General features: G+C 70.5%; 9 protein-coding genes. 6 read left to right on the top strand and 3 right to left on the bottom strand.

What is annotated here, in order from left to right:
- Positions 1–12 precede the first annotated feature (12 nt).
- From ACWDX6_RS26065 to cseC, 4 genes are all read left to right on the top strand, one after another.
- The gene (locus ACWDX6_RS26065) at positions 13–588 is read left to right on the top strand and encodes a SigE family RNA polymerase sigma factor (protein ID WP_451487311.1); all 576 of its coding nucleotides are present in this window, start codon (positions 13–15) and stop codon (positions 586–588) included.
- On the top strand, positions 576–1,304 hold the full coding sequence (locus ACWDX6_RS26060; RefSeq protein WP_451487310.1) for a hypothetical protein: 729 nt from the start codon (positions 576–578) through the stop codon (positions 1,302–1,304). Before ACWDX6_RS26065 ends, ACWDX6_RS26060 begins: the two co-directional genes overlap by 13 nt.
- A 105-nt stretch (positions 1,305–1,409) precedes the next feature.
- Positions 1,410–2,114: a two-component system response regulator CseB gene (gene cseB / locus ACWDX6_RS26055; protein ID WP_451487309.1), complete on the top strand. Its 705-nt coding sequence runs from the start codon at positions 1,410–1,412 to the stop codon at positions 2,112–2,114.
- Between the two features lie 52 nt (positions 2,115–2,166).
- The gene (cseC, locus tag ACWDX6_RS26050) at positions 2,167–3,483 is read left to right on the top strand and encodes a two-component system sensor histidine kinase CseC (RefSeq protein ID WP_451487308.1); all 1,317 of its coding nucleotides are present in this window, start codon (positions 2,167–2,169) and stop codon (positions 3,481–3,483) included.
- Positions 3,484–3,579: 96 nt separating this feature from the next.
- Here cseC and ACWDX6_RS26045 read toward each other — a convergent pair whose 3' ends face one another.
- The gene (locus ACWDX6_RS26045; RefSeq protein WP_451487307.1) at positions 3,580–5,163 is read right to left on the bottom strand and encodes an MDR family MFS transporter; all 1,584 of its coding nucleotides are present in this window, start codon (positions 5,161–5,163) and stop codon (positions 3,580–3,582) included.
- Between the two features lie 119 nt (positions 5,164–5,282).
- On the opposite strand from ACWDX6_RS26045, the gene ACWDX6_RS26040 reads away from it, so the two are divergent.
- Positions 5,283–5,840: a TetR/AcrR family transcriptional regulator gene (locus ACWDX6_RS26040; RefSeq protein WP_451487306.1), complete on the top strand. Its 558-nt coding sequence runs from the start codon at positions 5,283–5,285 to the stop codon at positions 5,838–5,840.
- Positions 5,841–5,853: 13 nt separating this feature from the next.
- Here the strand turns inward: ACWDX6_RS26040 and ACWDX6_RS26035 are convergent, their stop codons facing one another.
- Positions 5,854–6,597 carry a M23 family metallopeptidase gene (locus ACWDX6_RS26035; RefSeq protein ID WP_451487305.1) on the bottom strand — a complete coding sequence of 248 codons (744 nt, stop codon included), beginning with the start codon at positions 6,595–6,597 and terminating at the stop codon, positions 5,854–5,856.
- 473 nt (positions 6,598–7,070) lie between these two features.
- On the opposite strand from ACWDX6_RS26035, the gene ACWDX6_RS26030 reads away from it, so the two are divergent.
- Entirely contained in the window at positions 7,071–10,178 is a 3,108-nt protein-coding gene (locus ACWDX6_RS26030; protein ID WP_451487304.1) for an NACHT N-terminal Helical domain 1-containing protein, read from the top strand.
- A 77-nt stretch (positions 10,179–10,255) separates the two neighbouring features.
- Here the strand turns inward: ACWDX6_RS26030 and ACWDX6_RS26025 are convergent, their stop codons facing one another.
- Positions 10,256–12,781 (bottom strand): ATP-dependent Clp protease ATP-binding subunit, encoded by a 2,526-nt coding sequence (locus ACWDX6_RS26025; RefSeq protein ID WP_451487303.1) that lies wholly within the window; start codon positions 12,779–12,781, stop codon positions 10,256–10,258.
- Between the last annotated feature and the right edge of the window lie 455 nt (positions 12,782–13,236).

Genomic DNA, 13,236 nt, shown 5'->3' with positions numbered 1-13,236 from the left:
AGGCGGTTCGGGATGTCGCACGGCGAGGTGCTCGACTTCGAGGAGTACGTACGCACTCGGCAGGACGCGCTGCTGCGCAGCGCCCGTCGGCTGGTGCCCGACCCCGTCGACGCGCAGGACCTGCTGCAGACCGCTCTCGTCCGCACCTACGGGCGCTGGGACGGGATAGCCGACAAGTCGCTCGCCGACGCCTACCTCCGCCGGGTGATGATCAACACGCGTACGGAGTGGTGGCGCGCCCGCAAGCTGGAGGAGGTCCCCACCGAGCAGCTGCCCGACGCCCGCGTCGACGACGCCACGGAGCAGCACGCCGACCGGGCCCTGCTCATGGACATTCTCAAGATCCTCGCGCCGAAGCAGCGCAGCGTGGTCGTCCTGCGCCACTGGGAGCAGATGAGCACGGAGGAGACCGCGGCGGCGCTCGGCATGTCGACGGGTACGGTGAAGAGCACGCTCCACCGCGCACTGGCCCGGCTTCGTCAGGAACTGGAGAGCCGCGGCGTCGCCGACGCCCGGGATCTGGAGCGGACGACCGAACGGACCACGGCACGAGGCAACGAACGGGGGCGGGAGCGGTGCGCGGCCTAGGCGCCAGATCCGACACCCACGAGCACCACGAGAAGCAGGACCAGGCGGAGCAGGCCCCCGGGGCCCGCGGCCTCGGTTCGGTCCGGGCGGCGAGCACCACGGCACTGGCCGGGCTCGTCGCCGTCGGTCTGTTCATGACCGCCTGTTCGACCGGGGGTACAGGCTCCCGCGACGAGGGCGCGGCCCGCGCGGACGAGCCGCCCTCGGCGCCCGCGGCCTCCTCTCCGTCGGCCTCCGCCGGGCAGCCGCCGTCCAAGCGGGTCGACCCGATCACGCTGATCAAGTCGGATCCGAAGATCGGCCAGCGGCTGAAGGAGGACCTGAAGCCCTGCGTGGCGGACGCGTACCCGGTGGACACCTCCTACGGGAACCTGACGGGCGGAGCCTCGCCCGATGTCGTCGTCAACGTCATGACCTGCGGTGACGCCGTCGGTATCGGCACGTACGTGTACCGCGAGGAGAACGACCGGTACACGAACGTCTTCATGGCCGAGGACGCGGCGGTCTACGCCACGATCGACCGCGGCGACCTGGTGGTGACCAAGCAGGTGTACGCCAAGGGCGACCCGGTGGCGTACCCGTCGGGCGAGGACGTGATCACGTACCGGTGGTCGGGGAACAAGTTCACCCAGCACGACTGGGTGCACAACGACTACAGCCGCGCGCTGGGCGACGGTGGCATCGACCCGGCGCCCGCTCCCTCCGGCGGCGACTGACCGCGACGGCCGACACCGGCCGGGCCCGACGGGCACGGTCAGAACCGCGAGCACCAGAAGCACCACAGGCACGACGAGAACGACCCCGGAACGGAGAGGCGCGCGATGGCCGAGACCCATGTGCTGTTCGTCGAGGACGACGACGTCATCCGCGAGGCGACCCAGCTCGCACTGGAGCGGGACGGCTTCGCGGTGACCGCGATGCCCGACGGGCTCTCCGGCCTGGAGGCCTTCCGGGCCGACCGGCCCGACATCGCGCTCCTGGATGTGATGCTGCCGGGGATGGACGGCGTGAGCCTGTGCCGGCGGATCCGCGACGAGTCGACCGTGCCCGTGATCATGCTGTCCGCGCGGGCCGACTCCATCGATGTCGTCCTGGGCCTGGAGGCCGGGGCGGACGACTATGTGACCAAGCCCTTCGACGGGTCCGTTCTCGTCGCCCGGATCCGTGCCGTGCTGCGCCGCTTCGGGCACGCGGGCGGACCGGCGGCCGGTGAGGCGGGGCGGTCCGAGGCGTCCGAGGGCGGGGTGCTCGCCTTCGGCGACCTGGAGGTCGACACCGAGGGCATGGAGGTCCGCAAGGGCGGTGCGCCGGTGGCGCTCACCCCGACCGAGATGCGGCTGCTGCTGGAGTTCTCCTCGGCGCCGGGCACGGTGCTCTCCCGCGACAAGCTCCTGGAGCGGGTCTGGGACTACGGCTGGGGCGGTGACACCCGGGTGGTGGACGTCCATGTCCAGCGGCTGCGGAGCAAGATCGGCCAGGACCGGATCGAGACGGTCCGCGGCTTCGGCTACAAACTCAAGGGATAGAACTCGAGCGAGAGAGCTCGAGGGATGGCACTCAAGGGATGAAGCTCAAGGGATGAAGCGGGTCGCACTGCGTACGGGGGTCCGCTGGAAGATCGCCGTCGCCATCGCCGCGGTGGGCGCGCTCATCGCCGTCACCCTCAGCCTGGTCGTCCACAACTCGGCCCGCGTCTCGATGCTCGACAACGCGCGCGAGGTGCAGATGGAGCGGCTGCTCTTCGCCCAGCGCCTGTACGAGAGCTCCAAGCCGAAGGAGCCCCGGTTCGGCACCAAGATCAACGATTCGATGCTGCCGCCGCAGCTGGACCAGCTGATGCGGGACAGGCGGCGGGGCACCTTCGTACAGGAGCACCGCCACGGCGGGCCGCCCGACGTGTGGGCGGCCGTACCGCTCGCCAACGGGGACGTGCTGTCGCTGCACATCCCGTTCGCCGACCGCAGTACGGCGATCATGAAGGACCTCGACCGGGCCCTGATCATCGGCTCGGTCTCGGTGGTCTTCGGCGGCTGCGCGCTCGGCGTCCTCATCGGCGGCCAGCTCTCGCGCCGGCTGCGCAAGGCGGCCGCCGCGGCGGGCAAGGTCGCGCAGGGCAACACGAACGTACGGGTGCGGCACGCGATCGGCGGGGTCGTACGCGACGAGACGGACGAGCTGGCCCGGGCGGTCGACGCCCTGACCGACGCGCTCCAGGAGCGGATCGACGCCGAGCGCCGGGTCACCGCGGACATCGCGCACGAGCTGCGCACCCCGGTCACCGGGTTGCTGACGGCGGCCGAGCTGCTGCCGCCGGGGCGGCCGACCGAGCTCGTGCGGGACCGGGCGCAGGCGATGCGGACCCTGGTCGAGGACGTGCTGGAGGTCGCCCGGCTCGACTCCGCGTCGGAGCGGGCCGAGCTCCAGGAGATCGCGCTCGGCGAGTTCGTCGAGCGCCGGGTGCGTGCGCTCGACCCGCAGGCGGTGGTGCGGGTGGTGCACGAGTCCTGGGTCAACACCGATCCGCGGCGCCTGGAGCGGATCCTGGGCAATCTGCTCGCGAACGCGGCCAAGCACGGCAAGCCGCCGGTGGAGGTCACGGTCGAGGGCCGGGTCGTCCGCGTACGGGACCACGGCCCCGGCTTCCCGGAGGCGCTGCTGCGCGAGGGCCCGAGCCGGTTCCGTACGGGCACGAGCGACCGCGCGGGCCAGGGGCACGGGCTCGGTCTGACGATCGCGGCGGGGCAGGCCCGGGTCCTGGGGGCGCGGCTGACCTTCCGGAACGCGGCGCCCGAGGGCACCCCGGAGGGGTCGGGCGGCGCGATCGCGGTGCTGTGGCTCCCGGACCACGCGCCGACGAACACCGGCAGCTTTCCGATGATCACCTTCCCGGACTGAGAACCCCCCACCCGAATCCCCGGACGGACGACACCCGCCCGAACGGCGGACGGCCCCGGCGCACTCGCGCCGGGGCCGTCCGCGTACCGGTGAGGCTCAGACCTTCTCGGCGACCTTCGGAGCGCCGCCCTCGGTGGCCGTGGCCGGCCCGCGCTCGGGACCGGCCCCGCGCAGCGCCACCTCCTTGACGAAGAAGGCGAGGACGAAGCCGATCACCGAGACCGCCGCGGCCACCAGGAAGGCGGAGTGGATGCCGGAGGCCACCGCGTACTGGTACGCCTCGCGCAGCCCGGCCGGCAGCTTCGCCAGGCTCGCGGCGTCGAGCTGGGCCGAGCCCTCGGTCAGCCCGGCGCCGCCGCGCGCCGCCATCTCGTCCTGGACCCGGCCGGTGAAGAGCGCGCCCATGATCGCGACGCCGAAGGAGGAGCCGAGCGTCCGGAACAGGGTGGTCGCGGAGGAGGCCACGCCCATGTCCTTCAGCTCGACGCTGTTCTGCGCGACGAGCATCGTGATCTGCATCAGGAATCCCATGCCCGCGCCCAGCACGGCCATGTAGACGCCCGAGGTGAGCCGCGAGGTGCCGGTGTCCATCTGGGCGAGCAGGAACAGGCCGACGACCATCAGCGCGGTACCGGCGATCGGGAAGATCTTGTACCTGCCGCTGTTGGTGGTGATCCGGCCGGAGACCAGCGAGACGACCATCATCGCGAGCAGCATCGGCAGGAGCAGCAGACCGGAGTTGGTGGCGGAGGCGCCCTGCACGGACTGCTGGTAGAGCGGCAGGAAGAGGACCGCGCCGAACATCACGAAGCCGGTGAGGAAGCCGATCACCGACATGAGGGTGAAGTTGCCGCTGCGGAAGATGTGCAGCGGCATGATCGGGTCGGCGGCGCGCGTCTCGGCCCACAGGAACGCGGCCAGGGCGGCGAGGCCGGCGACCGAGAGTCCGACGATGGTCGCGGAACCCCAGGCGTACTCCGTACCGCCCCAGGTGGTGACGAGGACGATCGCGGTGATGCCGGCGGTCAGCAGGGCGGCGCCGAGGAAGTCGATCCGTACGGTGCGGTCGCGCCGCTTCTTCGGCAGGTGCAGCACGGCGGTGACCATCGCGAGGGCGACGGCGCCCAGCGGGAGGTTGATGTAGAAGGACCAGCGCCAGCCCCAGTGGTCGGTGATGGTGCCGCCGACGAGCGGTCCGCCGATCATGGCGAGGGCCATCACCCCGGCCATCATGCCCTGGTACCTGCCGCGCTCACGGGGCGGGATGAGGTCGCCGATGATCGCCATGACGCCGACCATCAGACCACCGGCGCCCAGGCCCTGGATCGTACGGAAGCCGATGAGCTGGCCCATGTCCTGGGCCATGCCGCTGAGCGCCGATCCGATCAGGAAGATCACGATGGAGACCAGGAAGATGCCCTTGCGGCCGAACATGTCGCCGAGCTTGCCCCAGAGGGGCGTGGAGGCGGCCGTGGCCAGGGTGTAGGCGGTGACGACCCAGGAGAGGTGCTCCAGGCCGCCGAGCTCACCGACGATCGTCGGCATGGCGGTGCCGATGATCATGTTGTCCAGCATCGCGAGCAGCATCGCGATCATCAGGGCGAGCAGGACGACGCGGACGCTGCGCTGCCGCCCCGCCGTCGGTCCCTCGGACGTTTTCACTGGTTCGGTCGTCGCCATTCTTCCGCTCCCCACAACCCTTCGGGCGCTTACTTGCCGCCCGGCTAGTTACTACACTGGGGACGGTAGACCCGTAACTAGCCGGTCGTCAAGTAAGTAAGAGCGTGTGGGAGCGGACCATGGCCAGAGGCAACACCCGGCAGCGCATCCAGGACGTGGCCCTCGAACTCTTCGCGGAACAGGGCTACGAGAAGACCTCGCTGCGCGAGATCGCCGAGCACCTCGACGTCACCAAGGCCGCGCTGTACTACCACTTCAAGACCAAGGAAGACATCATCATCGGCATCTTCCAGGACCTCACCAGGCCCATGGACGAGCTGATCGCATGGGCGCGGGAGCAGCCGCGCACGCTGGAGGTCAGGGAGGAGATTCTGCGCCGCTACCAGCAGGCCCTGATCGGCGCGGCCCCGCTGTTCCGCTTCATGCAGGAGAACCAGGCGGCCGTCCGCGAGCTGAGCATCGGCCTGACCTTCAAGGAGCGGATGCTCGAACTGAGCAACCTGATCCAGGAGCCGGAGTTCGCCGTGATCGACCGGGTCCGCTGTGTGAGCGCGATCTTCACCCTGCACGCGGGGATGTTCTTCATGGACAACGTCGAAGGCGACCCCGAGGAGAAGCGCGAAGCCGTCCTCGAGGTCGCCCTCGACATGCTCACCCAGGCGCACGGCGCGCGGTGAGGCGTTCCTCGGGTCAGATGGTGACGCCGACCGAGCGCAGGAACGCCGACGGGTTGAGCGCGGAGCCGTAGTTCGGGGTCGTACGGATCTCGAAGTGCAGGTGCGGGCCGGACGAGTTGCCGGTGTTGCCCGACAGGGCGATCTTCTGGCCGGCGGCGACCTTCTGGCCGATGTGCACGTTGATCTTCGACAGGTGGGCGTACTGCGAGTACTTGCCGTTGGCGTGCTTGACGACGATGGCGTTGCCGTACGCCGGGCCGTCGCCGCCGCCGTTCGGGCCCGCCTTCACGACGGTGCCGGCGCCGGCGGCCTTGACCGCGGTGCCGACCGGGACGGCGAAGTCCTGGCCGGAGTGCTTGTGGGACCACATGGCGCCGCCCTGGTTGAAGCTGGCGGTCAGCGTGTAGGACGTGACCGGCTTGACCCAGGCGGGGTTCTTCTTGGCGGCCTTGGGGGCGGCCTTCTTCGCGGCGGCGGCCTTCGCGGCGACCTGCTTGGCGGCCAGGGCCTTCGCGGCGGCCTGCTTCACGGCGGCGGCCTTGGCCGCGGCCTGCTTCACGGCGACGGCGTGGGCGGCGGCCTGCGCCTGGGCTTCGGCCTGGGCGGCGACGGCGGCGGACGGGGCGGTGGCGATCGTGGCCTTGCCCTCGGCGGCGAAGGCGGACCCTGCTCCGGCCACCAGCGACGCTCCCATACCCGCGGCGGCGAGGGCGACGGCGGTGACACGGGCGGCGGGGTTCATGACGCGCTTCGACATACGGGGGAAAACCTCCGGGCAGAACGGGACCCGACGCGAGCGGCGCGCCGGGCTGGCCATCCCTTGGTAACCCGGACCCCCATCCCCGCCCAAACCCCCCATCTACGACATCTCGTCGTAGCGATCTCCGGGGAAGTTCAGGTCTTGACGACCCCGGACCCCCCTCTCGGAAATCGGACAAACCATCCCAAGCACATCGGTTTATCCGCACGTCGGGCCCATGGCGGACGGGCCGAAAGGCCGTATGCCGTACGGGTCGGGGCACCTGGGGACCAAAGTCCCGGGCCGGGCACCCTGAAAGTCCCGAATCGACACCAATGGTCATCACTATTCCGGTTAGTACAGCCCGAAACGCCTGTGCGCCTTGTCACGGCGGGCCGCGCCGGAATGCGACCTGGGTCACGCGACGAAGGCCCTCCGCGTGCCCTCCCGCACTACGCTGACGGCTTCTGGAACGCACGGGGGAGACAGCTATGGATCCAGCACTCATCGGCACGCGCCTCGCCTCCGGCGCGATCGGCCCGCTGCTGAAAAAACTCCTGGTCAAGGACGGGCCGGGAGCGGGCCTCACGGGGGCGGGCCGCCGCATCCGGCTCTCCCGGCTCGTCTCCTTCCGCGGCGAGCAGCGCACCCTCACCGACAAGGACGTCCGCGCCCTGGCCGCCACCCTGGTCGGGCGCGCGCGGACGGGCCCCGGGGAGCCCCCGTTCCCCGCGGACGAGACCGAGGCCGTCACCGACACCCTCTCCGCCACGCTCCTCGCCCTCGGCGACCTCGACATGGACGACGTCCAGGCGGTCCGGCTCGGCCACCGCGACCTCGCCCGCCGCCTGCGCGCCGCGGCCCCGCCCCCCGACGGCCTGTCGACGGACTCCGCCCTCTTCCTCGACTCGCTCACCGAGTGGGCCTGCCTGCACATCCTGGAGTTCTTCACCCAGCGCTCCACGTTCGTCGGCCGCACCCTCGTGGAGCAGAGCCGAGGCCAGAGCGAGCTCATCGCCAAGGTCGACGCGCTGCTCACCCGTACACCGAGGCCGGACGGGCGCGACGCGGAGTTCGAGCGGCGCTATCTGGCACACCTGGCGAAGAAGCACGGCCGGCTGACGATCTACGGCGTCGATCTGCACCACTCCCCGGACGAGTGGCCGCTGGACATGGCGTACCTGTCCCTGGAGGCGACGGCGGAGCCGGTCGTCTCCAGCCCCTGGTTCGCGGCCCCCGAAGCGACGGACGGCCCGGACGGCCCGGTATTCATGGTCCGCGAAGCGAGCAGCACCGGCCCGGACGGCCCGTGGTCCCCGCCCCCCGAAGCCGCGGACGGTCCGGTCGGCCCCTGGTTCGCGGTCCCCGACGAGGACGCGCCCCCGGGGCTCATCGTCCCCGTGCACGGCGCGGCGGACTCCCTCCGCGCCGATCTCGCCCTCGCCCACCACGACAAGGTCCTCCTGCGCGGCCTGGCAGGCTCCGGCAAGACGACCCTCGTCCAGTGGCTGACGGTCGCGGCGGCGAGCGAGCGCCGGGCGGAGGGCATGGAGTACCTCCGGGGCCGCGTCCCCTTCGTCCTCCCCCTCCGTGCCCTCACTCGCCACGGCGAACGGCTCCCCTCCCCCGACCGCTTCCTCTCCGCCGCCGGCTGCCCGCTCACCCCGCCCGAGGGCTGGGCCGACCGGGTCCTCACCGCCGGACGCGGCCTGATCCTCGTCGACGGCATCGACGAGATCCCCGAGGCCGAGCGCGAGCGCGCCCGCCGCTGGCTCCGCGACCTCCTGGACTCGTACGAAGGCAACCGCTGGCTGGTGACCTCCCGCCCCACCGCCGTACGCGACGACTGGCTGGCCGCCGACGGCTTCATCGAACTGGCCCTCTCGCCCATGTCCCGCGCCGAGGTGACCACCTTCGTCCAGCGCTGGCACCAGGCGGCGGGGACGGACGCCCAGCCGTACGAGCGCCCCCTCCTGGACGCCCTGCGCACCACCGAGCACGTCGCCCAGCTCGCCACCAACCCACTGATGTGCGGTCTCATCTGCGCCCTGCACCGCGACCGCCGCGGGTTCCTGCCCCGGGGCCGCAAGGCGCTCTACGAGGCCGCGCTGTCGATGCTCCTCTCGCGCCGGGACCGCGAGCGCGACATGGGGACGCCGTACGGGATCGAGCTGGGCGAGGCGCCGCAGATCCAGCTGATCCAGCGGCTCGCGTACTGGCTGACGCTCAACGGCCGCACGCAGATGGACCGTTCGCACGCGGAGTCGATCGTACGGTCCGCGGTTCCGGCCGTCCCTGAGGCGGCGGCCTTCGGCGACCCCGGCGCGGTCTTCACGCATCTGCTCCACCGCAGCGGTCTGCTGCGCGAACCGACCCCCGACACGGTCGATTTCGTGCACCGCACCTTCCAGGACCACCTCGCCGCGAAGGCCCTCGTCGACGAGTGGCACATCGGCGTCCTGGTCCAGAACGCGGCGGACGACCAGTGGGAGGACGTCGTCCGCATGGCGGTCGGCCACGCCCGCCCGCGGGAATGCGCGGAGATCCTCGCCGAGTTGCTGAAGGCGGCGGACGCGGCGGCGGACCGCCGCACCCGGCTCCGCGTCCTGGTGGTGGCGGCGACGGCCCTGGAACAGGCGACGGAGGTCTCCCCGGAGATCAGGGAGCGGATCCTCGCGCGCACGGCCGAGGTGATCCCGCCGCGCGACCCGGCGGAGGCGCGGGAGCTGGCGTCGGTGGGGCGGGCGGTACTGGACCTGCTGCCCGCGCCGGACGGTCTGCGCGACCATGAGGCCCAGATGGCCGTGGTGACCGCCTCCCACGTCGCGGCCGACGCCGCGCTGCCCTACCTGGCCCGGTTCGCCGACCATCCCGACCTCCTGATCCGCTCCCAGCTCATGTGGGCCTGGCACCGGTACGACGCCCATGCGTACGCCGACGAGGTCATCGCCCGGATCGACCAGACGGACCTCCAGTTCACCGTCGGCTCGGACGAGCAGGCGGACGCGCTCACCCGACTGGGGCTGAGGCCCGCGGCGCTGGACCTCCGACCGGGCCTCTCGGACCGGGGACTGGCGACCCTGGCGCCCGTCCTCGCCGAGGTCAGGAACCTGAACCTCTCCGCATGGGACACGTGGAGCGCCGCGACCTTCCTGACGTCCGACGGCCTGTACAGGCTCGTCGCCTCCGCCGCCCCGACCGAGGGCTTCGGCTCGCTCGCCCGCCTGCCGGAGCTGGGGATGCTCGTCCTGCGGCAGGCCCCCTCGCTCACCGACCGGGACTGGGACGAGCTGGCCGGGCTGGAGAGCGTGCGCATCCTCCACGTCCGCTCCGGGGTGCTGCGCGACGCCCCCGACGGCCTCCGGCTGCCTCGGATCGAGCGGCTGACGCTGTACCTCGCCTACACCGACGCGCCCCTCACCAAGGTCGCCCAGGTCTTTCCCGGGCTCCAGCACCTGTCCCTGCGGCAGGGGCCCGAGGACTGGGAGCAGAACCTGGCTCCCCTGGCCGGGCTCGGCCGGCTGCGGCTGGTCAGCGGGCCCGGCCTCCGCTTCACCGGCACCGAACACCTCCGCCCCGCGGTCGACGTCCGGACCTGACCCGACACGCCGGAAAAAGGGGCGGCCCCGGACTCGTGAGAGTCCGGGGCCGCCCCTTTTCGCCGCTCAGCGCGGCGTCACGCGTCCTTCGAGAGGTTCGGGCCGGAACCGCCCGCGGCCTGCTCGATCGGCGGGACGTCGGGCAGTGCCGACTTCTCCTCGCCGCGGAAGGTGAACTTCTTCTCCTCACCCTCGCCCTCGGTGTCCACGACCACGATGTGACCGGGGCGCAGCTCACCGAAGAGGATCTTCTCGGAGAGCGAGTCCTCGATCTCGCGCTGGATCGTCCGGCGCAGCGGCCGGGCGCCCAGAACGGGGTCGTAACCCTTCTTGGCGAGCAGGTCCTTCGCGGACTGGGAGAGCTCGAGGCCCATGTCCCGGTCCTTGAGGCGCTCGTCCACCCGGCCGATCATCAGGTCGACGATCTGGAGGATGTCGTCCTGGGTGAGCTGCGGGAAGACGATGACGTCGTCCACACGGTTCAGGAACTCCGGGCGGAAGTGCTGCTTCAGCTCGTCGCTGACCTTCGCCTTCATCCGCTCGTAGTTGGACTTCGTGTCGCCCTGGGCCGCGAAGCCGAGGTTGAAGCCCTTCGAGATGTCCCGGGTCCCGAGGTTGGTCGTCATGATGATGACCGTGTTCTTGAAGTCCACGACCCGGCCCTGGGAGTCGGTCAGGCGACCGTCCTCCAGGATCTGGAGAAGGGAATTGAAGATATCGGGGTGGGCCTTCTCGACCTCGTCGAAGAGGACGACGGAGAACGGCTTGCGGCGCACCTTCTCGGTGAGCTGACCGCCCTCTTCGTAGCCCACGTATCCGGGGGGAGAACCGAAGAGACGGGAGACCGTGTGCTTCTCGCTGAACTCCGACATGTCGAGGGAGATCATCGCGTCCTCGTCGCCGAAGAGGAATTCGGCGAGCGCCTTGGACAGCTCGGTCTTACCGACACCGGACGGGCCGGCGAAGATGAACGAGCCACCGGGGCGCTTGGGGTCCTTCAGACCGGCACGCGTACGGCGGATCGCCTTCGACAGACCGCGGACGGCGTCGACCTGGCCGATGACGCGCTTGTGGAGCTCGTCCTCCATGCGGAGCAGACGCGAGGACTCCTCCTCGGTCAGCTTGAAGACCGGGATGCCGGTGGCGGTCGCGAGGACCTCGGCGATGAGCTCGCCGTCGACCTCGGCGACGACGTCCATGTCGCCGGCCTTCCACTCCTTCTCCCGCTTGGCCTTCGCGGCGAGGAGCTGCTTCTCCTTGTCGCGGAGGGAAGCCGCCTTCTCGAAGTCCTGCGAGTCGATCGCGGACTCCTTGTCCCGGCGGACACCGGCGATCTTCTCGTCGAACTCGCGGAGGTCCGGCGGCGCGGTCATCCGGCGGATGCGCATCCGGGAGCCGGCCTCGTCGATCAGGTCGATCGCCTTGTCCGGGAGGAAGCGGTCCGAGATGTACCGGTCGGCCAGGGTGGCGGCCTGGACGAGGGCCTCGTCCGTGATGGAGACACGGTGGTGGGCCTCGTACCGGTCACGCAGACCCTTGAGGATCTCGATCGTGTGCGGCAGCGACGGCTCGGCGACCTGGATGGGCTGGAAGCGGCGCTCGAGGGCCGCGTCCTTCTCCAGGTACTTGCGGTACTCGTCGAGCGTGGTGGCACCGATGGTCTGGAGTTCGCCACGGGCCAGCATCGGCTTGAGGATGCTGGCGGCGTCGATCGCGCCCTCGGCGGCGCCCGCACCCACGAGCGTGTGGAGCTCGTCGATGAACAGGATGATGTCGCCGCGGGTGCGGATCTCCTTGAGGACCTTCTTCAGGCGCTCCTCGAAGTCACCGCGGTAGCGGGAGCCGGCGACCAGCGCGCCGAGGTCGAGGGTGTAGAGGTGCTTGTCCTTGAGGGTCTCGGGCACCTCGCCCTTGACGATGGCCTGCGCCAGGCCCTCGACGACGGCGGTCTTGCCGACGCCGGGCTCGCCGATGAGGACCGGGTTGTTCTTCGTACGGCGGGACAGCACCTGCATGACCCGCTCGATCTCCTTCTCGCGCCCGATGACCGGGTCGAGCTTGGACTCACGAGCGGCCTGGGTGAGGTTCCGGCCGAACTGGTCGAGGACCAGGGACGTCGAGGGGGTGCCCTCGGCAGGACCGCCCGCGGTGGCGGCTTCCTTGCCCTGGTAGCCGGAGAGCAGCTGGATGACCTGCTGCCGCACCCGGTTGAGATCGGCGCCCAGCTTCACGAGGACCTGGGCGGCGACGCCCTCGCCCTCGCGGATCAGGCCGAGCAGGATGTGCTCGGTGCCGATGTAGTTGTGGCCGAGCTGGAGGGCCTCCCGGAGCGACAGCTCCAGGACCTTCTTGGCACGAGGGGTGAAGGGGATGTGCCCGGACGGGGCCTGCTGCCCCTGACCGATGATCTCCTCCACCTGCTGCCGGACCGCCTCGAGCGAAATCCCGAGGCTCTCCAGGGCCTTAGCGGCGACACCCTCACCCTCATGGATAAGGCCCAGGAGGATGTGCTCGGTGCCGATGTAGTTGTGGTTGAGCATCCGGGCTTCTTCCTGAGCCAGGACGACAACCCGCCGCGCGCGGTCGGTGAACCTCTCGAACATCGTTAATCGCTCCTCAGAGCGGTCAGTCAGTTAGGGGTCGATCCCCTCCCTGTCCTTCCGCAGCTTAGTCCCGCAAGCGGGGACCGCTCATTCCAACTGCCGACATCCGTCCGGATCACCCCCTTGTCCGTGGGGAGACCTGCTGCCGAACAGCCGACAAATGCTCCAACCCGATGGTGCGAGACGATGTTCCCGCAGGCCAAGCAGTTACCCACGCCATCTGTACGCCGATGGCGAACGTGAGACGCCCGAACCCGTGAGTCGCCCCTCCTCACTAGGAATGTCTTACCCGTAAGCACTGACACTCCATGCGGCACACCCTGGTTCCCTCCGCTACGGGCGAACAACCTTGCGCTCGCGGATGCACCCGTACGCCCCCATCCCGGACACCGAGTGCGACGACGTGGAGACAGAGAGTCAGCGTCGGGCGTAACCAACGCGTCCGGGTGGGAGTT

It is taken from the genome of Streptomyces sp. NPDC003027, from assembly GCF_053591435.1.
This window is presented reverse-complemented; position numbering and strand designations above follow the sequence as displayed.

Excerpts from the sequence above, each read along its gene's own strand:
- ACWDX6_RS26030 (WP_451487304.1), top strand. The coding sequence starts at position 7,071 with ATGGATCCAGCACTCATCGGCACGCGCCTCGCCTCCGGCGCGATCGGC.
- ACWDX6_RS26035 (WP_451487305.1), bottom strand. The coding sequence starts at position 6,597 with ATGTCGAAGCGCGTCATGAACCCCGCCGCCCGTGTCACCGCCGTCGCC.
- ACWDX6_RS26040 (WP_451487306.1), top strand. The coding sequence starts at position 5,283 with ATGGCCAGAGGCAACACCCGGCAGCGCATCCAGGACGTGGCCCTCGAA.
- ACWDX6_RS26045 (WP_451487307.1), bottom strand. The coding sequence starts at position 5,163 with ATGGCGACGACCGAACCAGTGAAAACGTCCGAGGGACCGACGGCGGGG.
- cseB (WP_451487309.1), top strand. The coding sequence starts at position 1,410 with ATGGCCGAGACCCATGTGCTGTTCGTCGAGGACGACGACGTCATCCGC.
- cseC (WP_451487308.1), top strand. The coding sequence starts at position 2,167 with ATGAAGCGGGTCGCACTGCGTACGGGGGTCCGCTGGAAGATCGCCGTC.
- ACWDX6_RS26065 (WP_451487311.1), top strand. The coding sequence starts at position 13 with ATGTCGCACGGCGAGGTGCTCGACTTCGAGGAGTACGTACGCACTCGG.
- ACWDX6_RS26025 (WP_451487303.1), bottom strand. The coding sequence starts at position 12,781 with ATGTTCGAGAGGTTCACCGACCGCGCGCGGCGGGTTGTCGTCCTGGCT.